This is a genomic window from Salinivibrio sp. ML198, assembly GCF_001996015.1.
In the GTDB taxonomy this organism is placed as follows: Bacteria; Pseudomonadota; Gammaproteobacteria; order Enterobacterales; family Vibrionaceae; genus Salinivibrio; species Salinivibrio siamensis.
The window spans coordinates 115,219-140,685 of record NZ_MUEZ01000003.1; the positions used below are offsets into that span (position 1 = coordinate 115,219).

The following is a 25,467-nucleotide window of genomic DNA, read 5'->3' on the forward strand; positions in this document are numbered from 1 at the left end:
TTATAGTTATTACACTCTCTGAACCTCAGTACTCAAAGCGTAAGACCTGCAACATCTGCGTAACGCGCTTCATGTACCTTATTGCTTATAACTGCAATTCTTGGCGAATGGATCACGTCAGTTAGGAAAGGTGTTTGAGCCCCTAAACGCTCTAGGATACTGATTTGCCCAGAGACCTCGAAAAAGTATACGTGGCGTAACAGACAATTACAAACGCACAAAATTGACCGGAATCTCACAACAGATATTTAACTCGCATTGCAAATAAGTTATTAACTGACGCACACATCGATAGGTTAAAAATTGACATCATTAGGGTCGATCGGTACAACGGTCGAGTCCGTATCCTGGATGGGATTATAAAATAACAAAGGAGATTGTTATGGCAGAGAAGAAAGCTACCCTACATATCGAAGGGAAAGCACCAATCGAACTGCCGATTATCGAGGGCACCGTCGGTCCAGAAGTCATTGATGTGCGCCAGCTGGTAAACGAAGGCTATTTCACCTTTGATCCTGGCTTTGTCGCAACGGGTTCGTGCAATTCGCAAATCACCTACATCGATGGCGCAGCCGGCGTATTGCTGCACCGCGGTTACCCGATAGATCAACTTGCCAATAACGCTGATTATTTAGAAGTCTGTTATATCCTGCTCTACGGTGAAGTCCCTACCCAAAAGCAATACGATGAGTTTCGCTCAATGATCGTGCGCCACACCATGGTGCATGAACAGATTGCAAGCTTCTTCCACGGCTTCCGCCGTGACGCTCACCCAATGGCCGTAATGGTCGGGGTTGTAGGTGCACTGGCCGCGTTCTATCACGACTCTCTCGACATCAACAACGATCAACACCGTGAAATCACGGCGTTCCGTTTACTGTCGAAAATGCCAACATTGGCTGCAATGTGTTACAAGTACTCGATCGGGCAGCCATTTATTTATCCACGTAACGACCTCGACTACGCGGAGAACTTCCTACATATGATGTTCGCCACGCCATGCGAAGAGTATGAGGTCAACCCTGTGGTTGCGCGTGCAATGGATAAAATATTCACGCTGCACGCCGATCACGAACAAAACGCATCCACATCAACAGTACGCCTTGCGGGCTCGTCAGGTGCGAACCCATTTGCCTGTATTGCGGCAGGGATTGCCTCGTTATGGGGACCCGCCCACGGCGGTGCGAATGAAGCGTGCTTGCGTATGTTTGAGCAAATCGGGCATGTTGATAACATTCCTGAGTATATTGCTCGCGCGAAAGACAAAGATGATCCATTCCGCCTGATGGGCTTTGGTCACCGCGTCTACAAGAACTACGATCCTCGCGCAACCGTGATGCGTGAAGCCTGTCACGAAGTGCTCAATGAGTTACAAATACAGGACCCACTGCTTGACGTAGCGATGGAGCTAGAGCGCATCGCATTGTCAGATGATTACTTTATCGATAAGAAACTTTATCCGAACGTTGATTTCTATTCAGGCATTATCCTGAAAGCGATCGGGATTCCCACGTCGATGTTTACAGTGATCTTCGCGATGTCTCGTACCATTGGTTGGATTGCTCACTGGAATGAAATGCATACCGACCCACACAAGCGTATTGGGCGCCCGCGTCAGCTTTACACAGGCTATACGCAACGCGAGTTTACGCCGATGGACAAGCGCAGTTAAGCCGCGAATGTCATATAACAAAGCCGCCAAAAGGCGGCTTTTTCTTTATCATCAGCAGGTTATCACATTGCTGCGTCTACCTTTTATCGCGCTTAGCCTCAACGCCTAGGCGTTACGCTGGATTGTCGATATCGATAAAGTGCACATTCAAACCATGCTGCTGGGCAAGCCACTCCCCTAGCGCTTTCACGCCATAACGCTCGGTCGCGTGATGCCCTGCCGCGATATAATGCACACCCTGCTCACGCGCCGAAAAGGTTGTGCGCTCAGAAATCTCACCCGACAGATACGCATCCATCCCTTGTGAAGCGGCCAAGTCGATAAAATCTTGAGCGCCACCAGTACACAGCCCGACGGTTTCAATCCGCGTTTGTTGGCCACCGTCAATCACAAGGGGCGTCCGGTTAAGCACCGTGGCCACTTGTTGCTCAAACTGTGCCAATGTCATGGGTGTTGAAAGCTTTCCATAAACAGGAATCGAGACAGGGTTGTCAGGCTCCAGTCCCCCAAGCAGCTCAATGCCTAAACGTTTGGCAAGTTGCGCGTTGTTACCCAGCGTCGGGTGAATATCCAAAGGCAAGTGATAACCGTATAGATTGATGCCATGTTCAATCAACATCTTGATACGTTGATACTTCATGCCGCGAATTTGCTGTGGTTCGCCGCGCCAAAAGTAACCATGGTGCACCAGGATGGCATCCGCATTCTGCTCAATCGCTGCATCAATAAGATCTTGGCAAGCCGTCACCCCTGTGACGACGGTTTGAACCTCATCACGCCCTTGCACTTGCAGTCCGTTCGGGCTGTAGTCTTTGATGCTATCCGGTTTTAGTTCGGCGTTGAGCAATGCTTCCAGTTCAAAATTATTCATAGCATTCACATCCACTTGCGAGACAATGGCAACAGTGTAACCTGACAAGCAAAAATAAAAAAAGCGGCGAGCACGAATGGCTCACCGCTTATCTAATCGCTACCTATCTGTTCGGCTGCATCTATACGTATTTATGGCTTATACGATAGGCTAAGCCTTGATGAGGTAAAGGTGGGTTAGAAAAAACCACCGACCTTTTCCGACTCAGCTAACCAGACTGGCTTGGTGCTGTCTTTAAGCCAGACTTGATGTAAATGGCTATATAAACGCGATGCCATGGGCGGCACAATCAGTGTTGGCAGGCAAGTGATGCCCGCGATCACAACCGCGCAGCGGCGCAACACAACACGGGTTTTATCGAACGGTGTATACATAATCAACCTCACTCATCTGACCAGTTTGCAAGTATGGACGTAGTGTACCACCCATTTTGTTTTTTTACTACATAAATGGTTATGTTTCACCCAAAAATCACCAGATTCAGCTTTAACAGTCTTTTAACAAGGTAATAAAATTACATCATGAGTGACACCGATCCGCTATTTAGCAACCAAGATCAAATCAATGCCGACTTTAGCTGGTTACAAAATCAGTTCTCACTACTCAGCGACAAGCACTTCCCGGTTGTGCCTCATCATCTTTGGCAACACAAATTACTGCCATCTCCCTCGCCCTATAAGGGACCAAAGCGTATCGGCTTTTACTATCAGTGGCTGCTCACTCAGCTCATTGATTGTCACCCGCATTTGGGGTTAGAAGCTGAGGAAATACAAATTAATGAGGGCGGCAAGACGCGAGGTGCCATCGACTTTTTAGTCAGATATCAGGGGCAACTAGAGCACTGGGAGGTGGCGGTAAAATTCTACCTCGCCTATGACAACCGTTGGTTAGGCCCCAATGCCAAGGATGCGTTGGATATCAAAGTGGCGCGAATGCTTGACCACCAATTGGCGCTGTCCAGCCACCCAAGCTTCTGTCAGCAATACCCACACTGGCAACCGAGTGAGAAACGTTTGATGGTGCAAGGAAGGTTGTACCGCCATTATCATCATGGCGAGCAGCCCCTACCAGAGTGGCCCCCCGTCAATCATGACAGCATTGGGGGATGGTGGTGTTGGCCAGATGCATTACCAACAGACAGGGAATTTGCCGTATTGGCCCGCGACCAGTGGTTGTCACTGCCCGCTTTCGCTGATTTGCCCAAGCTCGAACGCGCATCACTTGATGAGCTATCTCGCACCTGTCACTTGTTAGATGACTCACTCACCCCTTGGGTCGTGGTACCCCGCGACTGGCCAGAGACGATACCCGCGTTACCCGCTTTGAAATAAAAAACGCGCACATTGTCTGTACGCGTTTTCGACTACAGCGTCACGACGGGACGCGCTAAACGCCTTGAGCGTTGAACACGCGGTCAACAATTTGTTGCGCTTCTTGCTCAATCAAACGCAAGTGATCATCACCTTTAAAGCTTTCACAGTAGATTTTATAAATATCTTCTGTCCCTGATGGGCGCGCAGCGAACCAACCAAACTCCGTGACCACTTTCAGTCCTCCGATGGCAGCGCCATTCCCCGGCGCATGCGTCAGTTTGGCGGTGATGGTATCGCCCGCCAAGCTCTCTGCCGTCACCATCTCGGGGCTGAGCTGACTGAGCACCTGCTTTTGCGCTGCATTGGCAACCGCTTGTAATCGGTTATACGACGGATCACCGTGCTTGTGGGCAAGTTTTTGATAATACGCCTGCGGCGTAAGCCCCGTTACCGCCAGGATTTCTGCTGCCAGTAAGCAAAGAATGATACCATCTTTATCTGTTGACCATGGCTGCCCATCAAAGGTTAAGAATGAGGCACCGGCACTTTCTTCCCCGCCAAAGCCAAGCGTTCCTTCACTCAAGCCAGGCACAAACCATTTAAAGCCGACGGGCACTTCAACCAGCGGACGAGCGAGATCGCCAACCACCTTATCAATGATCGCACTGGACACCAGGGTCTTACCCACTCCTAAATCGGCTGACCATTGCGGACGGTGGCGGAACAAATAATCGATGCACACGGCTAAATAGTGATTCGGGTTCATCAATCCTTCGGGGGTCACGATGCCGTGGCGATCAAAGTCTGGATCATTGCCAAATGCCAAATCATAATCATCTTTGTACGCCAATAGTCCGGCCATTGCGTATGCAGACGAGCAATCCATACGAATCACGCCATCGCTATCGCGCGGCATAAAGCCAAACGTTGGGTCGACATGATCGTTAATCAGGGTAATATCCAGTTGATAATGCGCGGCAATTTGCTGCCAATAGCGGATCCCTGCTCCCCCCAAAGGGTCAACGGCAAGTTTTAAACCCGCTTTTTGAATAGCCTCGATATCAACAACCTTGTCCAGCCCAGAGACATATGGCGTCACAAGATCTTGCGCTTGGTAATAGTCACTGTGCATCGCCGCATCAATCTCCGAGCGTTTAACACCCACGAGATGGGTTTCAATATAGTGATTCGCTCGCGTTTCTATTGCTTTCGTGATTTCGCCTTCGGCGGGTCCACCATGGGGCGGGTTGTATTTGATGCCCCCATCTTGCGGTGGGTTGTGCGAGGGAGTGATGACAATCCCGTCCGCTTTCGCGTCATGCGCGCGGTTGTAGGCGAGTATCTGCTGCGATACCCCTGGGGTGGGTGTATACCCTTGCTCAGCTTGGCCAATCACCGTAACGTGATTGGCCGTTAACACTTCAACCACGGCATCGAATGCTGGTACTGAAAGCGCATGAGTGTCTTTTCCCACAAAGACAGGGCCAGAAATGCCGCGCGCGCTGCGCTCATCACAAATTGCTTGTGCAATCGCCAAAATATGATCGCGGTTAAACGTCGTGTTCAACGCGCTTCCACGGTGTCCTGACGTCCCAAACGCAACACGTTGCGACGGATGACCTGGACGTGGTTGAGCCTGGAAAAAACGCGTCACAAGCGCCGGGATATCACACAAATCTTGCGGATTCGCGCGCTGTCCGGCTTGAGGATGCACTGCCATAATTCTCTTCTCCCATGAGTGGCATAGATTAAATCGCGTTCACAACCTTCTCAGTCAAATCACTCGGGAACTGCATTTTTTCCATAAGCTGCTCCACCATCTGACGCTTACGGCCAGTGTTCGTGTTGGTGATGACCCAAAAAGGGGTGTCTGGAATCTGCTTGGGTTTGGTGGTTTTGCCGCTTTCTAATAAAGTTTGTGGATTATCGGCAAAATACAGACGGGTACGCCCTTTTAGCGCCATACCATCTGCGAATCCTTGTTGGTCAACACGGTATAAGGTGGTGAGGATCAGCATAAAACGACCAATAGCTCGTTCTTGAGCCGCAAACTCATCTGAAATCAATAACGTTCGCATCGCTTTGACACGATCAACGGACGCACTGCGCCCAGCGTCTTTACTGACAACAATACCGCTAGAACGAGAGGGCGTCGTCGGCGCAGCCTGAGTGGGCTGCGGTGCCGAGTCCGACAGCAGTAAGCGACGCAGGATGTCTGATGCGCTTTCGCCAATATGCTGAGTTTGGCTGGCAATATACCGGTATAGATCGTCGTCAACCTCTATCGTCTTCATTGTTTTTCATCGCGTCCTGTTTATCGTTTAACGGGGCGATTATACAGAGATAGATAGGTATACTCTACGTTAAAGCCAGTAATCTGAGAGAAAAGCAACGTGTTATTAAACGGAAAGTCTCGCGGTGAGGGCTCACCGCTTGTATTGATCCACGGTTTATTCGGTGATCTCGATAATTTAGGCGGGCTCGCTAAGACACTATCCGAGCATTTTTGTGTTTATCAAATTGATCTACCTAACCATGGTCGCTCCTATCATACACAGGACACAGATTATCAAAGCCAGTCCGATGCCGTGGTCGCGTGGATGGATGCACAACAGCTTGAGTCAGCCATTATCGTTGGTCATTCAATGGGTGGCAAAGTGGCGATGGCCCTCGCCCAGCGTTTTCCAGAGCGCGTAGAACAATTGGTGGTGATGGATATTGCCCCAGTCGATTATCAAGTTAACCGACATGACAATGTTTTCAGGGCATTGCATCAGACACAAACGGTGACACTGGAAAGCCGCCAACAAGCGCAAACCATGATGAATGAATCGATTGAAAATCCAGGCGTGAGCCAATTTTTATTGAAATCACTCTATAAAACCGATCACGGTCACTACGCCTGGCGCTTCAATATTGATAATCTTTATCACGGCTATCGTAACATCATGGGATGGACAGAGTTTGGCCAGTATTCGGGCCCAACTCTGTTTGTCAAAGGGCAGAACTCTGAATACATTCTGCCAGACCACCGCGAGGCCATTGTCGCTCAGTTCCCTCATTCAAAAGCGCATATGGTGGCAGGCACGGGTCATTGGCTACATGCTGAAAAACCGGCGGTGGTTGCCAGCGTCATAGAACGTTTTTTAATGCCGAGCGAGCGTTAACAGTTAAGTGACCCTTGTGATATATTGCGCCGCATAAGTCGGTGCTCAATGGAGGCACGCATGCTTTACGAGCACTTTCAATTGCTCGAGAAAATAGGTCTAGATCTCGTCTTCGCCGCGATTTTCTTTTTTATCGGCATGGCAATTAAAGACGTGTTACGTGAGGGCAATGTGCCAGTATTCGGCCGACGGATCGTCTGGTTTGTACTCACACTAGGCTGTGTCGGCTTTATCGTAAAAGGTGTGATTCAGTTGGTTTGGGAAGGGGTCGGCATCGGCTAACCCTAGCACTGAAGTCACTGGTTAATCATATAGGTTTGAAAAAGCGACGCTTTTTCTTTAATTCGAGTTAGTTGCAAACAGCAACCCACTGACAAAACGGGTGTTTTTTATATGGCGAGTGTAGGTCTCTTCTTTGGTAGTGACACGGGAAACACGGAAGCAATTGCAAAAACCATTCAAAAGCAGTTAGGCAAGCAAATGGTTCACGTGCAAGATATCGCGAAGAGCAGCAAAGAAGATATTGATAACTTCGATTTGCTGCTGATCGGTATTCCAACATGGTATTACGGTGAAGCACAGTGCGACTGGGATGACTTTTTCCCAGAGTTAGAGCAAATTGACTTCTCAACAAAACTCGTGGCTATTTTCGGCTGTGGCGACCAAGAAGATTACGCAGAATACTTCTGTGATGCCATGGGCACCGTCCGCGACATCATTGAAGCGAAAGGCGCGACCATCATTGGTCATTGGCCAACTGAGGGGTATGAATTTGAAGCCTCACAAGCATTGGTTGATGACAACCATTTTGTTGGCTTGTGTGTGGATGAAGATCGCCAGCCTGAACTGACCGACGAGCGTGTGAGCAAGTGGGTGAAACAAGTTTACGAAGAAATGTGTCTCGCAGAGCTTGAAGACTAAGTCTGGCTTATCAAACGCCAAGGGGACTCAACCTTGGCGTTTTTTATCTAATCGGTGCACAACGGGCCGATCATGCGGCTTGTTTACTGGCTGTATCTCGATACTGGCGTTTTTTTCTCACATAAAGTGTACGCCTTACTTCAGCAACCACCTCGCCATGCGCGTCTTTGACGTGGACAACAAACTCGGGCAATACCTTATCGCCTCGCCCTGCTTGTTGTTGGATATCGGTTAACACCGCATCACTGATCACAAAATCTGCGTACAAGTCCGTGGTTCCCGGCTTAATAAAATTGATATCTGCTTGTTTGTCCCAAACATGGTACTGAGGGCCGAGAATCCCCATTAACATGAGCGCATAGACAGGATCGGTTAAGGAGAAGATGCTACCGCCATACTGGGTACGATTGGCATTTTTATTCCACCAGCGGAGTTTCAAACGCATGTTGACGCGTTTAAAATCCTGGCTAATCGCATCAATATGGATCCCTGCGCCCCAAAACGGTGGCCAGCTGTTAAGTGCCCACTTAACAATACGTGGTTTGTAGAAGCGATACATGTAAGTTGACATCCTTATCTGGTCTAACCAGATAATATTCACATCTCGTAAACATTGATGCAACCACAAATGATCAAATTTCGTCCTAAGAACGCATGTCGAGAGTAGCGAGAGCAGTGCAATTTTGATAGGCTTATAAGATATTTTCCTTGCTAATCCAACTGTCTTAACTCAGGCAGAAAACAGGTAGATACACATGTCAGACAATAACCAGGCGTTGAAGCAAGCTGGGCTCAAAGTCACCCTCCCACGGCTCAAGATCCTAGAAGTGCTGCAACAGCCAGATTGCCAGCACATCAGTGCCGAAGACCTGTATAAGAAATTAATCGACCTAGGTGAAGAAATTGGCCTAGCAACCGTGTACCGCGTACTGAACCAATTTGACGATGCAGGCATTGTCACGCGTCACCATTTTGAAGGCGGAAAGTCCGTATTTGAATTGGCAACACAGCATCATCATGACCACCTAGTCTGCCTTGACTGCGGTAAAGTGATTGAATTTTCTGATGATTTGATTGAAGAGCGTCAGAAAGAAATCGCCGCACGCTTTAATGTGCAACTGACAAACCATAGTTTGTATTTGTATGGTCACTGTAAGGAAGGCGATTGCAAAGCCGACCCATCCATTCATAACGCTGATTGATTCAGTGTGAACGTTCGAAAAAAGCCGGCGTGGTCATCACGCCGGCTTTTTATTATTTACCTTCTATCTTCGCCCAGGTATCACGTAAACTCACGGTCCGGTTAAAGACAAGTGCATCTTTACGGCTATCTTTATTATCTGCACAGAAATAGCCTGTCCGTTCAAACTGATAACCCTTCTCTACTGGCGCATTTTGCATACTTGGTTCAACAAACCCCTGTTGTACCTGCAATGACGCCGGATTAATCGTCTCAGCGAAGTTATCCGCACCCGCCGGATTTGGCACCGTGAATAAACGGTCGTACAAACGGAATTCAGCGGGTAACGCCTCAGCAGCAGAGACCCAATGGATCACCCCTTTCACTTTACGCCCATCGGCAGGATCTTTACCGAGGGTGTCTGGATCATAGCTGCAATACACAGTGGTAATATTGCCATCATCGTCTTTCTCACAACGCTCTGCTTTTACCACATAGGCATTGCGCAAACGCACTTCCTTGTCCAGCACCAGTCGCTTGTACTTCTTGTTGGCTGATTCACGGAAATCTTCACGTTCAATCCAGATCTCGCGCGAAAAGGGCACCTGACGCGTGCCCATCTCGGGCTGATTGGGATGATTTGGCGCATCAAGCCATTCGACATCATCGGCTTTGTTTTCAATCACCAGTTTAATCGGATCGAGCACCGCCATTGCGCGTGGCGCATTTTCGTTCAAATCATCGCGTACACAAGACTCAAGCGCACTCATCTCTATGGTATTGTCTTGCTTGGTCACACCAATACGCTGGCAAAATTCACGAATCGAGGCAGGCGTGTAACCACGACGACGCAAGCCAGAGATAGTCAGCATACGCGGGTCATCCCAGCCGTTCACTAACTGCTCTTCCACCAGTTGGTTCAGCTTACGCTTGGACATCACGGTATACTCGAGATTTAAGCGGCTGAACTCATATTGGCGCGGCGTACAGTCGATGGTGATATTTTCCAACACCCAATCGTATAGGCGTCGGTTATCTTGAAATTCAAGGGTGCAAAGAGAATGGGTAATTCCTTCTAGTGCATCCGAGATACAATGAGTAAAGTCATACATTGGATAAATGCACCACTTATCCCCAGTCTGGTGATGATGCGCAAAACGCACGCGGTATAAAACCGGATCACGCATCACCATAAAGGGCGACGCCATATCGATTTTGGCACGCAAACAGGCTTTACCTTCTGCAAACTCACCAGCACGCATTTTTTCAAACAATGCTAAGTTCTCTTCAACCGAACGTTCGCGATAAGGGCTGTGCTTGCCCGGCTCGGTCAATGTTCCACGATACTCTCGGATCTCATCGGGCGTCAGCTCTTCGACGTACGCTAGCCCTTTTTCAATCAGTTCAACCGCGTAACCATAAAGCTTATCAAAGTAGTTTGAGGAGTAACGCACCTCTCCTGCCCAGTCAAAGCCCAACCATTGCACGTCACGCTTGATAGACTCAACGTACTCCACGTTTTCTTTTTCTGGGTTGGTATCATCAAAACGCAGGTTGCATTCACCCTGATAGTCTTGTGCGATCCCGAAATTCAAACAAATTGATTTGGCATGGCCGATGTGCAGATAGCCATTCGGCTCTGGTGGGAAACGTGTCACGATCGCTGTGTGTTTCCCTTCCGCCAAGTCTTTATCAATGATTTGGCGAATAAAGTTAGTGGGACGAGCTTCAGCATCACTCATCAAGGTTACCTCGTATCAAAAATGCGAATTTTAAAGCTACATAGATACTATGATCTCCTATTCCGTGCTGCGACTCAACCCGTTGTTGTCATTGTCATCGCGGTGTAGGCCTATTTGTTACTTTTTTGCGCGAAAGCGATGACACAAACCTAAAAAACGCCCAGCTGTTGGCTGGGCGCTTTGTTCAGATCATTGTCGTACAGTGCCTCGTTTATGGCAGCGCGACGTTTGACAAATCTTCATCTTCTGGAATTTGTTTCAGCTCACCGGCAATGATTTCTGCTAGAGGGCCAAGAATGACCTGCAAGTTGTTCTCGCCAAGCTTGACGACTCCCATCGCCCCAATGGCTTTCAATTTCGCTTCATCAACCACCTCGCGGTCGGCAACCGACAGACGCAGACGGGTGATACACGCATCAATCGATGTTAGGTTTTGATGACCACCAAGGGCTTTAAGGTACTTGCGTGCAAGCTCGCGATTATCGCTCGCTTCACCGGTATTGGCGCTCGCCGGTGCACTTTCTACTGCGTCATCTTCTCGGCCTGGCGTTTTCAGATTGAGCGCTGAAATCGCGGCGCGGAATGACACATAATAAAGCGCAAAGAATACAAGGCCCATGATAGGCAGCATGTACCACTGGTTAGCCACAGGGTTTTTCGACGACAACACCAAGTCAACTAAACCTGCCGAGAAGCCGAAGCCTGCCGTCCAGTCGAAAGTGGCCGCGATAAACAAGGAAACACCGGTTAATAGCGCATGCAACACGAACAACAAAGGTGCGACAAACAAGAATGAGAATTCAAGTGGCTCGGTCACCCCAGTAAAGAAAGACGCAAAACCAGCAGCAATCATGATAGACGCAACACGTGCTTTGTTCTCAGGACGCGCTGTGTGATAAATCGCAAGCGCTGCACCCGGTAGACCAAACATCATGACGGGGAAGAAGCCTGCCATGTACATGCCTGTGGTCCCTTTAATCGCTTCGCCTGTTTCAAGGCCTTGTGCCCCCATCCAGAAGCGGCCCAAGTCGTTAATACCGACCGTATCGAACCAGAATACGGCGTTAAGCGCGTGGTGCAGACCAACAGGGATAAGTAAGCGGTTAAAGAAGCCATAAACACCGGCACCCGCGGCACCTAGGTTGGTGATGCTTTCACCAAAGTGAACCAAGCCGCCAAATAACACAGGCCAGACAAACATCAATACAAACGAGATGATGATCGCCACAACAGAGACCAAAATAGGCACCAAACGCCGGCCACTAAAGAAAGCCAAGGCTTTAGGCAGCTCAACACCGCTATAACGGTTGTACAGCTCAGCAGACACCACACCGATCAAGATACCGATAAACTGGTTGTTGATTTTGCTGAACGCAAGCTCATTGTTGCCCACTGAAATATCGACCAAGCCAATTTGACTTACCGCACCCGGCGCACACAGCGTGGTGATCACCATAAAGCCAACAAAGCCTGCCAGAGCGGCGGCGCCGTCTTTATCTTTTGACATGCCATATGCCACACCGATGGCAAATAACACTGACATATTGTCGATAATCGCTGCCCCTGATTTTATCAAGAAAGCAGCTAGGGCACTGTTGCCCCCCCATCCAGTTGGGTCAAGCCAGTAGCCGACCCCCATCAAGATCGCAGCCGCTGGTAATACCGCAACCGGTACCATCAGCGCACGACCTATACGTTGTGCATAACCAAGAATATTCACCGTCGTTCCCCCTTTATATTTTTCAGTGCCCCACCACGCTAACGCTTGCTCCGCGGCTGGGCATCTAACTTGGACGCTTGCCCAAGGACTTTTGTTAAATCACTTCTTTTGTAAAGCAATGTTAGTCAATTGCAGTTTATGTCAATAAATTCGCCTCGCAAATTAAACCCGCGTTATTTGTGAGAATCATCACCAAAACACCCCATACACAGAGAAAATTGTTAGCCTGATCATAAAACTTATTTTATGATGAAAATAAATGAGCATATCCGTTATGCTATGGCCACGAACTGAGCATTGATAGAACGAGGTGACCGATGCGACTCATTCCTTTACAAACCAGCCAACAAGTCGGCCTATGGTCGGCTCGCTATATCGTCGATACCATCAACACGTTTTCGCCGACTGCCGATAACCCCTTTGTTCTGGGCTTACCCACAGGGGGGACGCCACTCAACACCTATAAGCAACTCATTAAGCTCCACCAGCAAGGCGAAATCAGTTTTGAGCACGTGGTGACCTTTAATATGGACGAATACTGTGGGATCCCTGCTGATCACCCACAAGCGTATCGTACCTTTATGTACGAAAACTTTTTTAACCATATTGATATTCAAGAAAAAAACATCAACTTGCTTAATGGAAATGCGACCGATGTCGATGCCGAGTGCCAACGCTATGAAGAAAAAATCAAAGCGTACGGCAAAATCCATCTCTTTATGGGTGGTGTAGGTAACGATGGTCATATTGCGTTTAATGAACCCGCGTCATCATTAGCATCAAGAACACGGATCAAAACCTTGACCGAGGATACCCGTGTGGCAAACTCTCGCTTCTTTGATAATGATATCAATCAAGTACCTAAGCATGCGCTCACCATTGGTGTCGGCACCTTGTTAGATGCAGAAGAAGTCATGATCCTAGTGACAGGACACAATAAAGCCCAGGCACTTGAGGCCGCGGTAGAAGGGTCAGTGAACCACTTATGGACAGTATCAGCGCTACAACTGCACCCAAAAGCGATGATTGTGTGCGATGCGCCTTCAACAGCAGAACTAAAAGTAAAAACTGTGAAGTATTTTCAAGAGCTTGAAGCCCAAAATATACACCATTTATAAGGAATTGAAGCATGTATGCGTTAACCCACTGCCGGATTTTTACTGGCCATGAGGTGTTGGATGATCATGCCATCGTGATTAAAGAAGGCCTGATTGACGCCGTCTGTCGACAAGACGCCCTGCCCAATGATATTGCCACGCGCGCGCTCGACGGTGCATTAGTCAGCCCAGGCTTCATTGACCTTCAGCTTAATGGCTGTGGCGGCGTGATGTTTAATGATGCCATTACCCCTGACACCATCGCGACCATGCATCAGGCTAACCTTAAATCAGGTTGCACCAACTTTCTCCCCACCCTGATCACTAGCTCTGATACCGATATGCAAGCCGCCATCAACGCCATGCGTGCTTACCAAAAACAGCAGCCTCATCAGGCGCTGGGGTTACACCTTGAAGGCCCTTATTTGAATATCGAAAAAAAGGGGATACACAGCGCTGACTATATTCGCCCAAGCAACGATGAGATGATCAACTACTTATGCGAAAATGCGGATGTGATTGCCAAAGTCACCCTCGCGCCTGAACTGGCGCCCGCGTCGCATATTCAATCCCTGAAGCGAGCTGGTATCGTGGTCTCTGCTGGCCATACCAATGCCACTTACGCACAAGCTAAGCAAGGCTTTACCCACGGCATTTCCTTTGCCACGCACCTGTTTAACGCAATGACCTCTATTTCAGGCCGTGAGCCAGGTGTCGTCGGTGCCATCTACGATACATCTGATGTGTACACTGGTGTAATTGCTGACGGCTTTCACGTCTCGTACCCTAATATTCGTCTCGCACATAAAGTAAAAGGTGAGAAATTAGTGTTGGTTACGGATGCTGTTGCACCAGCAGGAGCCGACATGGATCACTTTATTTTTGTAGGTAAGAAAGTATATTACCGTGACGGTAAGTGTGTAGATGAAAATGGCACGCTTGGCGGCTCGGCACTGACGATGGATCAGGCGATTTATAACAGTGTTGAGCATGTAGGGATCGCCTTGGATGAAGCTTTGCGGATGGCTACGCTCTATCCCGCTCGCGCAATCGGTATCGAACAACACTATGGCAGCATTCGTCCGGGGAAAGTTGCGAATCTTGCCATTTTCGACCGTGCAATCAACGTTCAAGCGACGATCGTAAACGGACAATATCTACAAAGCTAGGACACCTATGACTGGCGGAAAAATCGGGAATGTCGATCTCGTAAAGCAACTTAACGGAGCTGCCGTTTATCGATTAATTGATCAACAAGGGCCTATTTCACGCATACAAATTGCCGATGTAAGCCGATTGGCGCCGGCAAGTGTGACCAAAATTACCCGCCAACTGCTAGAAAGAGGCCTCATTAAAGAGGTGGCACAACAAGCATCGACAGGTGGACGTCGTGCCATTTCTCTCACCACCGAGTGTGCGCCCTTTCATACCCTTGCGGTACGATTGGGTCGTCATTTTATTGAGTTGTCTTTGTATGACTTGAGTGGTGCCTCTTTGGCCGAACACGGCGAAACCTTCCACTACCATGATCAGGACGAGCTTGTTCAAGGCTTGATTCATATCGTTAGCCAATTTTTGGAAACGCACCAACACGCACTCCGAGAACTGATTGCGATATCCGTGGTCATGCCTGGCTTGGTTGACCCTGATTCAGGGGTGGTCGAATACATGCCCAACATCAATATCAAACAACTTGCACTTGCTGATACCTTGCGCGAAGAGTTTGGTGTGCAGGCTTTCGTTGGCAACGATATTCGCGGTCAAGCGCTGGCGGAGCACTACTTTGGGGCGAGCCAAGACTACTATGACTCTATGCTGGTCAGTGTGCATCATGGTACTGGCGCGGGGATCATCGTCAATGGGCAAATTTTTCTTGGCCATAACCGCAATGTCGGTGAGCTCGGCCATGTGCAGATCGATCCACTGGGTAAAAAATGTCAGTGTGGCAACTTTGGCTGCTTAGAAACCGTGGCCTCAAACGAAGCCATCATTGAGCACGCCCAACAACTGCTTGCGCAAGGGCATCCCAGTAGCCTCAGTTATGATCAAAGCCTAACCATCGAAGCCATTTGCCAAGCCGCAGAGCAAGGTGATGAGTTAGCACGCCAAGTGTTGGTTAAAGTTGGCAATCATCTGGGTAAAGCGATCGCGATGACCGTAAACCTGTTTAATCCACAACTGGTGGTGATTGCTGGCAAAATTACCGCGGCAAAAAGTGTGGTGTTTCCTGCCATTGAGCGCTGTGTAGAGAATCAATCACTGCCAAGTTTCCACGAGAAGCTGGCGATTGTTAGCGCAAATCTGGAGGCTCAGCCTACAATGGCTGCGTTTTCCTTAGTCAAGCGGGCGATGCTTAATGGTGAGCTCCTACAAGAGCTGTTGGAGGAGTAGTTTTTCACTACTTGGATTGACATGTTGAGTGATTAAAACATGTCAGTTAAAGCATCGCCGTTAAACCTAGCCGAAACGTTAATCCCTAACCGTTGGTCAGCCAGCGGTTAGGAGAGCGGGCATCTTCTCTCGCAACGTCAGTCTTCTCTGCAAATGTCGCCTTGCCTCATCTTATCTTCACCGGCCTTTTCTCACGCTTCCTTATTTTACATTCACATACTGACCACAAAACGTGTACATTATAGCCACGTTACCGACAATGCCTTGTCTCACTCAACTTTAGAATAAGTACAAGATATGGAACTGGTTTTTATTTCCGCTGCATTTATCAGTGGCTATGCATTAATGCGCTGCCACCTCCCGCCACTGGTTGGCTTTCTTATCGCTGGCTTTGTTCTCCATGCCATGGGCTACCAGTCGACACCGGTGATCACGCAGCTGGCCGATCTGGGTGTCACATTGCTGCTGTTTACTATCGGCTTAAAGCTTGATGTCAAAACCTTGCTTGCGAAAGAAATCTGGTTTGGGGCCACGGCCCATAATGTCCTGACAACCGCGTTTTTTACTCTCGCGCTAATGGGCCTTAAAGCACTGAGCATTCCTATGCTGTCAGGCATGAGTGTGTCTGAAATGCTACTGCTTGGCTTCGCGCTTTCGTTTTCTAGCACCGTCTTTGCCATCAAAGCGCTGCAAGAAAAAGGTGAGCTTAATGCCACCTATGGCACCTTGGCCATCGGCATGCTGATCATGCAAGATATCTTTGCCGTGATTTTCCTCACCGCCACATCGGGAAAAACCCCCGAACTCACCGCCCTCCTCCTCTTTGGTTTACCTCTGCTAAAACCTCTATTGGGTAAGCTTTTGGATAAGGCAGGTCACGGTGAAATGTTGGTTCTTTATGCCGTGTTCCTCGCCCTAGTGGCTGGCGCTGGATTGTTTGAGGCGGTGGGGATTAAACCTGACTTAGGCGCACTTATTCTCGGTATGCTGCTTGCCAGTCACCCACGTGCATCCGAAATGGCCAAGTCACTGTTTAATATGAAAGAGCTTTTTCTAGTTTGCTTTTTCCTCAACATTGGCTTGTCCGAACAGCCTACCTGGCAAAGCTTTAGTTTTGCCCTGATTTTGATGTTATTACTGCCCATCAAGGGCGTACTCTACTATTGGATCGTTAATGGATTCCGTTACCGCGTCCGTACTGCCTTATTTACCACGCTCACCTTATTCAACTTCAGTGAGTTTGGACTCATTGTGGGTGGCTTGGCGTATAAAACAGGACTGATGCCCGGCCCGATCTTGGTCTCCATCGCCATCGCGGTATCACTCAGTTTTGCCTTTTCCGCCCCGCTCAATACATTTAGTAACCAGCTGTATGGTTGGGCATCACGCTGGCTACCTGAGCGTGCACCCGACAAACTTCACCCCAGCGATCAACAAATCAATCTCGGTGATGCCAGTATTTTGGTATTGGGGATGGGACGTATTGGCTCAGGCGCCTACGACGAACTCGCCACCACACACCACCAACCCATTGTGGGAATTGACACACGAGAAGACTCTGTCACTCGTCATCAGCAAGAAGGAAGACGTGTTATTTTAGGCGACGCGACTGATCCCGACTTTTGGTCACGAGCCGTGTCTGATGGCAATATCTCGCTCATTTTACTGGCCATGCCTCACAGCCACGCCAATACGTTGGCACTCGAGCAAATTCGACAAACACAATTCAGTGGTAAGGTCGCCGCCATTGCCAAATATCAAGATGAGCTCGACCAACTCAAAGCACTTGGCGTGGATGAAGCCTTTAATATCTATCAAGAGGCAGGTAGTGGCTTTGCGCGTCACGTAAGAGACCGCTTCTCACATCCGGATCCCTAACCACTCTGCCACCCTCCTCACGCACAAGTGATGCTTCACTTGTGCTTTTTTGTATAAAAACTGCGCCATTTTTGAATTATATTCATTTTTCATGGTTTTTATTAAATAATATTTACCACAAGGTCAGTTTGGATAACGAATTTGTTTTATCTACTTGTGTCTTTCTCTGCCACAGGGCAGAGTGTGATTAACAGGTCGCCACCAGTGGTCCTATATCGCAGACATGCCACGGCGAAAACACCGTATAACACAAACAGAGAGGAAGATTATGTGTTCAATTTTTGGAGCGCTTGACATTAAAACCGACTCGCAACAATTGCGGGAAATCGCGTTAAAAATGTCGAAGACCATGCGTCACCGAGGTCCGGACTGGTCAGGGATTTATTCGTCTGAAAAAGCCATTCTCGTTCATGAGCGCCTTGCGATTGTCGATCTTAACAGTGGGGCACAGCCACTTTATAACCAAAACCAAACCCAAGCCCTCGCAGTCAACGGTGAGATCTACAATCACAAAGAGCTCCGCGCTGAATTCGCCGCCGATTATCCGTTCCAAACAGAGTCAGACTGCGAAATCATTCTCGCCCTATATCAAGAGAAAGGGCCAGAACTGCTCGATTATCTCAACGGTATCTTTGCCTTTATTTTGTATGATGAAGAGCAGGATGCGTATTTAATTGGTCGCGATCATATCGGCATTATCCCGCTTTATCATGGACACGATGAACATGGCAACTACTACGTTGCTTCGGAAATGAAAGCACTGACGCCTATTTGTAAAACCATCAGTGAGTTCCCTCCGGGTCACTTTTTATGGAGTAAACAAGGTGAGCCTGTTCGTTATTACAAACGCGCATGGATGGAATATGACGGGGTAAAAGACAGCACCACGGATAAAGCAGCACTCAAAGAAGCCCTAGAGAAAGCGGTTCACCGTCAACTTATGACCGATGTACCTTATGGCGTTCTGCTATCTGGCGGGTTGGATTCATCGGTGATTTCCGCAGTGACCAAGCAATATGCCGCCAACCGTATCGAGGATGACGATCAAAGCCAAGCTTGGTGGCCACGTTTGCACTCGTTTGCTATCGGCCTGGAAGGCGCGCCGGATTTGAAAGCCGCCAAAGAAGTCGCCGACCACCTTGGCACCGTGCACCACGAGTTTACCTATAGTATTCAAGAAGGCTTGGATGCCATCCGCGACGTGGTATATCACATCGAAACCTATGATGTGACCACTATTCGAGCATCAACCCCCATGTATTTGATGTCACGTAAGATTCGTGCAATGGGAATTAAAATGGTGCTATCGGGAGAAGGCGCCGATGAGGTATTTGGCGGCTACTTATATTTCCACAAAGCGCCCAACGCTCAAGAATTCCACGAGGAAACCGTTCGCAAGCTGCTCGCACTCAACATGTTTGATTGTGCTCGTGCGAACAAATCAATGGCCGCATGGGGCGTTGAAGCGCGTGTCCCCTTCTTGGATAAAGAATTTTTGGAAGTGGCGATGCAAATCAAACCGGATGATAAAATGTGCGGTGAGGGTAAAATGGAAAAGCACATCATTCGTGAATGCTTCGGGGATCTGTTGCCAGAATCGGTGGCATGGCGTCAAAAAGAGCAGTTTAGCGATGGCGTCGGTTACGGCTGGATTGATACCTTGAAAGCCATTGCCGATGAAAAAGTCAGCGATCAACAGTTGGCAACGGCAGCCTTCCGTTTCCCATACAACACGCCGACCACCAAAGAAGCGTATATGTATCGTGAGATTTTCGCCGAACTCTTCCCTCTGGAAGATGCCGCGAAGTGTGTTCCTGGCGGCCCGTCGATCGCCTGCTCAAGTGCCAAAGCGATTGAATGGGATGAATCGTTCAAAAACCAAGCTGATCCATCAGGTCGTGCGGTCCGCAACGTACACGAAAAAGCGTATCAATAAGCCCATCCCTCACGACCAATAATAAAAAACCGCCAACAGCAATTGGCGGTTTTTTATCTTTTATGGCAATGAGATTAACGTTCCCAGTAAGCCTCTTCCAAGCTATCTTCGCGCTCCGGCAAGCCACGTGACAAACGCGGAGAATGCTGCGCCAGCACCTCATAGCTAACACGGTTGGCGTATTTGCACACCTGAGAAAACGATGAGTAAGTTAAAAATGGGTACTGGTGTTTGCTCGAATTGGGCACGTTATCACGGTGGTAACGATTCGCTGACATATCGTGCAGCAACGCAGACAGTGCACCGTCCCCCGCGCCATTGGTGTTTTTGATCCGTTCCGGCCCACCCATGTATGGGGCAATGTGCGAATAAATTTTGATCGGATTTTCGCAATCGGCTTTGATCATTGGACGGCTGAACTCATACATATTGAATTCGGGAATGGCGCCGGGTAATAAAGGCAGTGAGGTTTCGCGTTTGGCTTTATCTTCACTATAACCCGCCATGTAGAGGCCAATCGGACCGGCCGTGCAAAGCACCATATCTACCCATTGTAAGGCGGCGTCGGCCGCGAGCAGCGGGTCACTTTCACCCGTGAGCGCTTCGCCCTCATCTTCGTTCATCGCCACCACACTGACGTGCTCAGCCAGAAAATCACGCCACCACTGTGGATTTTGTTCAATCACATACTTGGTGCCCAACGTCATCACCACAGGCACGTTATGCTTTTTGGCATACTCGATGGCACGCATGGTCGCATCCGGCATCGGATCACCGTCCTTGCAACGTACCAGATAGGCTGTCAGGACTAAGGCAGACGCATGCTCAAAGATATGTTCCGGAATCGACTCAGGACGCAGCTGATTCATTAAGCCTTCGTTGATGGCAAAAGTACGTTCGCCACAATCGCCAATCAGTGCATAGCAACGGCCAATCGGGCCTTCGACAGGTTGCAGATAATTGAGGTCCATACGGCTGGACGTGTTGCATAGGTAGCGATAAGAGTAGCTCCCAATACGAATATCCTGACTCATCACGCCAAGCAGAATCGATTGGTCGTCCGCTAAAGCGGAGTAGTTGTGCAAGGTATTGCCAATGGTGCCGCCGGCAAATTCATGCGTCACCAAATTGTTGTCTTTGAGCTCTTGATACAAGGCTTCAGCGCGCTCATCGTCAATCACTAACGAGTGGCCTTTGCTCAAACCATAGCGCTCCAGGAAGTCATCACTCACTTTTGCTTCTATGTCCACCAAGGTTTGGTCTATGCCAATCACATGAGGGCGTTTAAAGCCACGCTCACTGGCAGGGTTAAGCAAAGGATCCCGGGCGTGAACCGGAAAGTAGTGTTTAGACTTACGTTGTCCTGGAAATTTCATGGTTCGTGTAACTAGCTAATGGAAGGGAGGCGCGAATTCTACCACAGAATTTGCGCCTGCATAGCGTTGGAGAAACGAATTTTATCCGTCTACCACCCTTGGGTATGCTCTGCCACCAGCGTCGCCATTAACTCAATATGCGCCTCGTCATCATTCAAGCATGGGATAAAACGAAAGGCTTCGCCACCCGCTTCTAAAAAGATATCCCGACACTCGCCAGCAATTTCTTCCAAGGTTTCCAAACAGTCAGAAGAAAAGGCTGGTGTCATGATATCGAGGGTTTTAACCCCTTTTGCGGGTAGTGCTTCCAAGGTTTTATCGGTATAGGGCTTAAGCCATTCTTCACGCCCAAAACGCGATTGGTAGCTCATCATGATCGCTTGGTCGGGGAGCCCAAGTTCCGCCTGCAACAATGCCGTGGTTTGTTCGCAATGTTGCGGATACGGGTCGCCATTATCCGCGAAACGTTGCGGGATCCCATGGTATGAACACAGTAAGAGATCGCCCTTGCCGTGTTTATCCCAGTGGCGCCTGACGGAGTCTGCCAATGCGGATTGATACGACGGATGATCGTGATAGTGATGCACAAAGCGAAGCTCAGGAAGCAAGGGGCGTCCTTTTAGGGATTTGGCGACTTTATCAAATACCGCGGCGGTGGTGGTCGCAGAGTATTGTGGATACAAAGGCAAAACCATGACCTTTTCGCAACCTTGTTGCTGCAGTTGCTCAATACCATCCGTCATCGAAGGTGAACCATAGGTCATTCCTAAAGCGACAGGTAATCCCGTCTTGGTGGCTAAGGCATCACGCTGACGTGTAGCGTACACCATCAAAGGCGATCCCTCGTTCATCCAAACACTTTGATAGAGCTTAGCCACCTTGGGAGAGCGTACCGGGAGAATCACACCATGCAGCAGTGGGCACCACAACCAACGCGTTAAATCGACCACTCGATGATCATGCAGAAATTCAGATAAAAAGCGCTTTACAGAAGAAGAAGTAGGCGCATCTGGGGTTCCCAGGTTGACCAGAAGTACGCCAACTTGGTTATGCTTTTCGGTCATGTTTGTTGTCCTTGGCTTATTCGCGAGCCGATTATTTTTGTTGTACCTTTCCAATTTAACGTTATCTGATTAAATGGCTTGGAGAATGACGCGTAGCTTGCCATAAAAAAACCGGAGCGACTAATCGTCAGCTCCGGTTTCTGGCATCAGTCATACCGATGAGAATCGGTGTCAGCGCCTGAGCACTGACCCTTTAAACAAAAAATTAGCCGAGAACCTTTTGGATCTCTGCGCTGACTTGCTCAACCCCTTGAGTACCATCGAAGGTCACAAACTGGGTGTTGCCAGCATCGGCTTCTTTTTTATAGTAAGCAATCAGTGGTGCAGTTTGATTATGATAAACATTCAAACGCGCGCGCACCGTCTCTTCTTTATCATCATCACGTACCACTAGCGCTTCGCCAGTCACGTCGTCTTTCCCTTCCACTTTCGGTGGGTTATAAACAACGTGATAAGTACGGCCTGAAGCAAGGTGAGCACGGCGACCACTCATACGCTCAACAATAACGTCATCCGGAACATCGAACTCGAGTACGTAATCGATCGCAACACCGATCTCTTTCAGTCCATCAGCTTGTGGAATGGTACGTGGGAACCCATCTAGCAAGAAGCCGTTGGCACAATCATCTTGCGAGATACGCTCTTTAACCAAGCCAAGAATGATGTCATCAGACACCAATTCGCCAGCATCAATAACCGCTTTGGCTTGTTTGCCAAGCTCAGTGCCCGCTTTAATCGCGGCGCGCAGCATGTCACCCGTAGAAATCTGCGGAATCCCGTATTTTTCCATGATGAACTGCGCTTGCGTCCCTTTACCCGCGCCCGGTGCACCCAACAGAATGATGCGCATAGTGATCCCCTTTATGATTATTTAGGTTTCGTTAAACTGCGTCTATATTCGCAAAGACACGAAACATACACGCTTAACTAAACGCTATCAAGCCCGGCAATCCGGCCGGGCTTGTTCGATAGTCATTCAGTATGTGGTCTCGACAATCGCCTGTCGATTATACCTTAGTCAGAAGCTGGTTGACCGAGGCCAAGAAGTCTGACGGATCGTCCATGCTGCCTTTCTCTGCCAGCATCGCTTGACCCAGCAGCATTTCTACCCAAGTACCGAATTTCTGCTCATCGCTTTCATCTGCCATGCGCTTAACCAGAGCGTGCTCTGGGTTCAGTTCAAAGATGTACTTCACATCCGGCGCTTGCTGGCCAGCGGCTTCTAAAAGCTTCGCCATTTGCGTGCCCATTTCAAACTGATCGGTCACCACCACCGCCGGTGTGCCAGAAAGTTTAAAGGTGGTACGTACATCTTTAACACGATCACCCAAGTGCGATTTTACTCGCTCAATCACAGACTCAAACGCTTTTTCGGTTTCTTCACGCTCTGCTTTTGCTTCTTCATCATCGAATTGGCTCAGATCGAGATCTGCCTTGGTGATTGCTTGGAACGACTTACCATCAAACTCGGTCAGGTAGCTCATCAACCACTCATCGATGCGGTCATACATCAAGATAACTTCGATGCCTTTGGCTTTAAACTGCTCCAAGTGCGGGCTGTGTTTGGCCGCATTGTAGCTATCCGCGGTGATGTAGTAGATTTTGTCTTGCTCTTCTTTCATGCGCGACACGTAGTCGGCCAAGGAGACGGTTTGCTCAGCGCTGTCTTCATGCGTTGAGGCAAAGCGCAGCAAGCCAGCAATTTTTTCTTTGTTGCTGAAATCTTCCGCCGGCCCTTCTTTCATTACTAGGCCAAATTCACGCCAAAATGTCTGATATTTTTCAGCATCGTTTTTAGCCAGTTTTTCTAGCATTGACAACACACGCTTGGTGCACGCACCGCGCAGTGACTGGGTGATCTTGTTGTCTTGCAGGATCTCACGCGAGACGTTAAGCGGCAGATCGTTAGAGTCAATCAAACCACGAACAAAACGCAAGTAGCTTGGCATGAACTGTGACGCATCATCCATGATAAAGACGCGTTGTACATAGAGTTTCAGTCCATGTTTGTGCTCGCGGTTGTATAGATCCCAAGGGGCTTTTGACGGGATATACAGCAAGCTGGTGTAGTCGTTTTTACCCTCTACACGGTTGTGGCTCCACGTCAGCGGCTCGGCAAAGTCGTGAGACACATGCTTATAGAACTCTTTGTATTCGTCTGCCGAGATATCTGACTTAGCACGAGTCCAAAGCGCTTGCGCTTTGTTAACTTGCTCCCACTTGCCTTCTCCCGTCTCGTTACCTTCCTCGTCTTTCTCTTGCGTCCACATTTCTACCGGAATACCGATGTGGTCGGAATATTTACCGATCACCTCACGTAGGCGCCAATCATTGAGGAATTCTTTCTCGTCGTCTTTAAGGTGCAGCGTAATCTCAGTGCCACGGTCAGCTTTGCTGATAGGCTCTAGGGTATACTCACCTTCTCCGGTTGATTCCCACTGCACTGCCTCGTCGGCCGCAAGACCCGCCGCTCGAGTGCTTACGGTTACCTTGTCAGCCACAATAAAGGCAGAGTAAAAGCCGACCCCGAATTGGCCAATGAGGTTCGAGTCTTTGCTTTGATCTTCGTTAAGCTGTTTAAGAAACTCTTCTGTGCCTGATTTTGCAATGGTGCCGAGGTTAGCGATGACATCGTCACGGCTCATACCAATACCATTGTCTGAGACAGTTAACGTACCGGCTTCGCTATCAAAAGAAAGACGGACACGCAGGTCACCGTCATTTTCGTAAAGCTCAGGCGCTGACAATGCTTTAAAGCGCAACTTATCGGCGGCATCCGACGCGTTTGACACTAACTCTCGCAGGAAAATCTCTTTGTTTGAGTAGAGAGAGTGGATCATCAACTGCAGCAATTTGGAGGTATCAGAACCAAACTGATGTTTTTCTGGGGTTTTCACGCTCATGTCAATCTACCTAACACTATGAGGATTAATGGCGACGCGGACAATCTGCCCGCGTCACAATGAATTCGTTGTTTCCGTCTCCTTGGATATAGGGATCCGGTACCACGCTTTCAAGGCCTAAGTGGTCAAATATAAGTCAGTTAGTAGTAAGTCGATAGACAATAAAAAAGAAAAGCCTAACCAGAGGCTAGGCTTTACACGTCAGTCGTGTGATTGACATCGCTGCTTTGACGGTG

Annotated in this window: 22 protein-coding genes; 11 read left to right on the forward strand and 11 right to left on the reverse strand. The window is 48.9% G+C overall.

What is annotated here, in order from left to right; translation table 11 throughout:
• The first annotated feature begins 382 nt into the window (after nt 1-382).
• Entirely contained in the window at nt 383-1,672 is a 1,290-nt protein-coding gene (locus BZG25_RS03010; RefSeq protein ID WP_046073559.1) for a citrate synthase, read from the forward strand.
• 112 nt (nt 1,673-1,784) lie between these two features.
• On the opposite strand, the gene BZG25_RS03015 is transcribed toward BZG25_RS03010, so the two are convergent.
• On the reverse strand, nt 1,785-2,543 hold the full coding sequence (locus BZG25_RS03015) for a Nif3-like dinuclear metal center hexameric protein (RefSeq protein ID WP_077579201.1): 759 nt from the start codon (nt 2,541-2,543) through the stop codon (nt 1,785-1,787).
• Between the two features lie 176 nt (nt 2,544-2,719).
• Entirely contained in the window at nt 2,720-2,917 is a 198-nt protein-coding gene (locus BZG25_RS03020; RefSeq protein WP_046073561.1) for a DUF2517 family protein, read from the reverse strand.
• 147 nt (nt 2,918-3,064) lie between these two features.
• Between BZG25_RS03020 and BZG25_RS03025 the strand changes: the two genes are divergently transcribed.
• Entirely contained in the window at nt 3,065-3,874 is an 810-nt protein-coding gene (locus BZG25_RS03025) for a DUF1853 family protein (protein WP_077579200.1), read from the forward strand.
• 55 nt (nt 3,875-3,929) lie between these two features.
• On the opposite strand, the gene pgm is transcribed toward BZG25_RS03025, so the two are convergent.
• Together pgm and seqA are read right to left on the reverse strand one after the other, a co-directional pair.
• Entirely contained in the window at nt 3,930-5,576 is a 1,647-nt protein-coding gene (gene pgm / locus BZG25_RS03030) for a phosphoglucomutase (alpha-D-glucose-1,6-bisphosphate-dependent) (RefSeq protein ID WP_077638516.1), read from the reverse strand.
• 28 nt (nt 5,577-5,604) lie between these two features.
• The gene (seqA, locus tag BZG25_RS03035; protein WP_046073564.1) at nt 5,605-6,150 is read right to left on the reverse strand and encodes a replication initiation negative regulator SeqA; all 546 of its coding nucleotides are present in this window, start codon (nt 6,148-6,150) and stop codon (nt 5,605-5,607) included.
• A 99-nt stretch (nt 6,151-6,249) separates the two neighbouring features.
• Between seqA and BZG25_RS03040 the strand changes: the two genes are divergently transcribed.
• The 3 genes from BZG25_RS03040 to fldA all read left to right on the forward strand — a co-directional run bounded on the left by BZG25_RS03040 (nt 6,250) and on the right by fldA (nt 7,944).
• On the forward strand, nt 6,250-7,023 hold the full coding sequence (locus BZG25_RS03040; RefSeq protein WP_077638517.1) for an alpha/beta fold hydrolase: 774 nt from the start codon (nt 6,250-6,252) through the stop codon (nt 7,021-7,023).
• Between the two features lie 60 nt (nt 7,024-7,083).
• Nucleotides 7,084-7,305, forward strand: coding sequence for a DUF2788 domain-containing protein (locus BZG25_RS03045; protein WP_021022467.1), 222 nt, complete (start codon nt 7,084-7,086; stop codon nt 7,303-7,305).
• A 111-nt stretch (nt 7,306-7,416) separates the two neighbouring features.
• A complete protein-coding gene (fldA, locus tag BZG25_RS03050) occupies nt 7,417-7,944 on the forward strand; it encodes a flavodoxin FldA (protein ID WP_046073566.1) in 528 nt (175 codons plus the stop codon).
• A 70-nt stretch (nt 7,945-8,014) separates the two neighbouring features.
• On the opposite strand, the gene BZG25_RS03055 is transcribed toward fldA, so the two are convergent.
• Nucleotides 8,015-8,515: a DUF4442 domain-containing protein gene (locus tag BZG25_RS03055; RefSeq protein WP_046073567.1), complete on the reverse strand. Its 501-nt coding sequence runs from the start codon at nt 8,513-8,515 to the stop codon at nt 8,015-8,017.
• 184 nt (nt 8,516-8,699) lie between these two features.
• Here BZG25_RS03055 and fcrX point away from each other — a divergent pair, with 184 nt between their 5' ends.
• A complete protein-coding gene (fcrX, locus tag BZG25_RS03060) occupies nt 8,700-9,146 on the forward strand; it encodes a ferric iron uptake transcriptional regulator FcrX (protein WP_046073568.1) in 447 nt (148 codons plus the stop codon).
• A gap of 52 nt (nt 9,147-9,198) precedes the next feature.
• On the opposite strand, the gene glnS is transcribed toward fcrX, so the two are convergent.
• Together glnS and nagE are read right to left on the reverse strand one after the other, a co-directional pair.
• Entirely contained in the window at nt 9,199-10,866 is a 1,668-nt protein-coding gene (gene glnS / locus BZG25_RS03065) for a glutamine--tRNA ligase (RefSeq protein WP_046073569.1), read from the reverse strand.
• Nucleotides 10,867-11,077: 211 nt separating this feature from the next.
• Nucleotides 11,078-12,586 carry an N-acetylglucosamine-specific PTS transporter subunit IIBC gene (gene nagE, locus BZG25_RS03070; protein WP_046073570.1) on the reverse strand — a complete coding sequence of 503 codons (1,509 nt, stop codon included), beginning with the start codon at nt 12,584-12,586 and terminating at the stop codon, nt 11,078-11,080.
• A gap of 317 nt (nt 12,587-12,903) precedes the next feature.
• On the opposite strand from nagE, the gene nagB reads away from it, so the two are divergent.
• The 5 genes from nagB (at nt 12,904) to asnB (ending at nt 19,888) form a co-directional block, all read left to right on the forward strand.
• Nucleotides 12,904-13,704, forward strand: coding sequence for a glucosamine-6-phosphate deaminase (nagB, locus tag BZG25_RS03075; RefSeq protein WP_046073571.1), 801 nt, complete (start codon nt 12,904-12,906; stop codon nt 13,702-13,704).
• Nucleotides 13,705-13,715: 11 nt separating this feature from the next.
• Complete coding sequence (gene nagA, locus BZG25_RS03080) at nt 13,716-14,852, forward strand: N-acetylglucosamine-6-phosphate deacetylase (RefSeq protein WP_046073572.1); 1,137 nt, start codon at nt 13,716-13,718, stop codon at nt 14,850-14,852.
• Between the two features lie 7 nt (nt 14,853-14,859).
• The gene (locus BZG25_RS03085) at nt 14,860-16,074 is read left to right on the forward strand and encodes an ROK family protein (RefSeq protein WP_046073573.1); all 1,215 of its coding nucleotides are present in this window, start codon (nt 14,860-14,862) and stop codon (nt 16,072-16,074) included.
• Nucleotides 16,075-16,371: 297 nt separating this feature from the next.
• Nucleotides 16,372-17,952 (forward strand): cation:proton antiporter family protein, encoded by a 1,581-nt coding sequence (locus tag BZG25_RS03090; protein WP_077638518.1) that lies wholly within the window; start codon nt 16,372-16,374, stop codon nt 17,950-17,952.
• A 268-nt stretch (nt 17,953-18,220) separates the two neighbouring features.
• Nucleotides 18,221-19,888 (forward strand): asparagine synthase B, encoded by a 1,668-nt coding sequence (asnB, locus tag BZG25_RS03095; RefSeq protein WP_046073575.1) that lies wholly within the window; start codon nt 18,221-18,223, stop codon nt 19,886-19,888.
• Between the two features lie 74 nt (nt 19,889-19,962).
• Here asnB and BZG25_RS03100 read toward each other — a convergent pair whose 3' ends face one another.
• The 4 genes from BZG25_RS03100 to htpG all read right to left on the reverse strand — a co-directional run bounded on the left by BZG25_RS03100 (nt 19,963) and on the right by htpG (nt 25,231).
• The gene (locus BZG25_RS03100) at nt 19,963-21,264 is read right to left on the reverse strand and encodes an inosine/guanosine kinase (RefSeq protein WP_046073576.1); all 1,302 of its coding nucleotides are present in this window, start codon (nt 21,262-21,264) and stop codon (nt 19,963-19,965) included.
• An 89-nt stretch (nt 21,265-21,353) separates the two neighbouring features.
• On the reverse strand, nt 21,354-22,328 hold the full coding sequence (hemH, locus tag BZG25_RS03105; protein WP_077579194.1) for a ferrochelatase: 975 nt from the start codon (nt 22,326-22,328) through the stop codon (nt 21,354-21,356).
• Nucleotides 22,329-22,533: 205 nt separating this feature from the next.
• Nucleotides 22,534-23,178 (reverse strand): adenylate kinase, encoded by a 645-nt coding sequence (gene adk / locus BZG25_RS03110; protein ID WP_046073578.1) that lies wholly within the window; start codon nt 23,176-23,178, stop codon nt 22,534-22,536.
• Between the two features lie 157 nt (nt 23,179-23,335).
• Nucleotides 23,336-25,231, reverse strand: coding sequence for a molecular chaperone HtpG (gene htpG / locus BZG25_RS03115; protein WP_046073579.1), 1,896 nt, complete (start codon nt 25,229-25,231; stop codon nt 23,336-23,338).
• Nucleotides 25,232-25,467: the final 236 nt, after the last annotated feature.

Coding starts and splice junctions, on each gene's coding strand:
- BZG25_RS03010 (WP_046073559.1), top strand. CDS start 383: ATGGCAGAGAAGAAAGCTACCCTACATATCGAAGGGAAAGCACCAATC.
- BZG25_RS03015 (WP_077579201.1), bottom strand. CDS start 2,543: ATGAATAATTTTGAACTGGAAGCATTGCTCAACGCCGAACTAAAACCG.
- BZG25_RS03020 (WP_046073561.1), bottom strand. CDS start 2,917: ATGTATACACCGTTCGATAAAACCCGTGTTGTGTTGCGCCGCTGCGCG.
- BZG25_RS03025 (WP_077579200.1), top strand. CDS start 3,065: ATGAGTGACACCGATCCGCTATTTAGCAACCAAGATCAAATCAATGCC.
- pgm (WP_077638516.1), bottom strand. CDS start 5,576: ATGGCAGTGCATCCTCAAGCCGGACAGCGCGCGAATCCGCAAGATTTG.
- seqA (WP_046073564.1), bottom strand. CDS start 6,150: ATGAAGACGATAGAGGTTGACGACGATCTATACCGGTATATTGCCAGC.
- BZG25_RS03045 (WP_021022467.1), top strand. CDS start 7,084: ATGCTTTACGAGCACTTTCAATTGCTCGAGAAAATAGGTCTAGATCTC.
- fldA (WP_046073566.1), top strand. CDS start 7,417: ATGGCGAGTGTAGGTCTCTTCTTTGGTAGTGACACGGGAAACACGGAA.
- BZG25_RS03055 (WP_046073567.1), bottom strand. CDS start 8,515: ATGTCAACTTACATGTATCGCTTCTACAAACCACGTATTGTTAAGTGG.
- fcrX (WP_046073568.1), top strand. CDS start 8,700: ATGTCAGACAATAACCAGGCGTTGAAGCAAGCTGGGCTCAAAGTCACC.
- glnS (WP_046073569.1), bottom strand. CDS start 10,866: ATGAGTGATGCTGAAGCTCGTCCCACTAACTTTATTCGCCAAATCATT.
- nagB (WP_046073571.1), top strand. CDS start 12,904: ATGCGACTCATTCCTTTACAAACCAGCCAACAAGTCGGCCTATGGTCG.
- nagA (WP_046073572.1), top strand. CDS start 13,716: ATGTATGCGTTAACCCACTGCCGGATTTTTACTGGCCATGAGGTGTTG.
- BZG25_RS03085 (WP_046073573.1), top strand. CDS start 14,860: ATGACTGGCGGAAAAATCGGGAATGTCGATCTCGTAAAGCAACTTAAC.
- BZG25_RS03090 (WP_077638518.1), top strand. CDS start 16,372: ATGGAACTGGTTTTTATTTCCGCTGCATTTATCAGTGGCTATGCATTA.
- asnB (WP_046073575.1), top strand. CDS start 18,221: ATGTGTTCAATTTTTGGAGCGCTTGACATTAAAACCGACTCGCAACAA.
- BZG25_RS03100 (WP_046073576.1), bottom strand. CDS start 21,264: ATGAAATTTCCAGGACAACGTAAGTCTAAACACTACTTTCCGGTTCAC.
- hemH (WP_077579194.1), bottom strand. CDS start 22,328: ATGACCGAAAAGCATAACCAAGTTGGCGTACTTCTGGTCAACCTGGGA.
- adk (WP_046073578.1), bottom strand. CDS start 23,178: ATGCGCATCATTCTGTTGGGTGCACCGGGCGCGGGTAAAGGGACGCAA.
- htpG (WP_046073579.1), bottom strand. CDS start 25,231: ATGAGCGTGAAAACCCCAGAAAAACATCAGTTTGGTTCTGATACCTCC.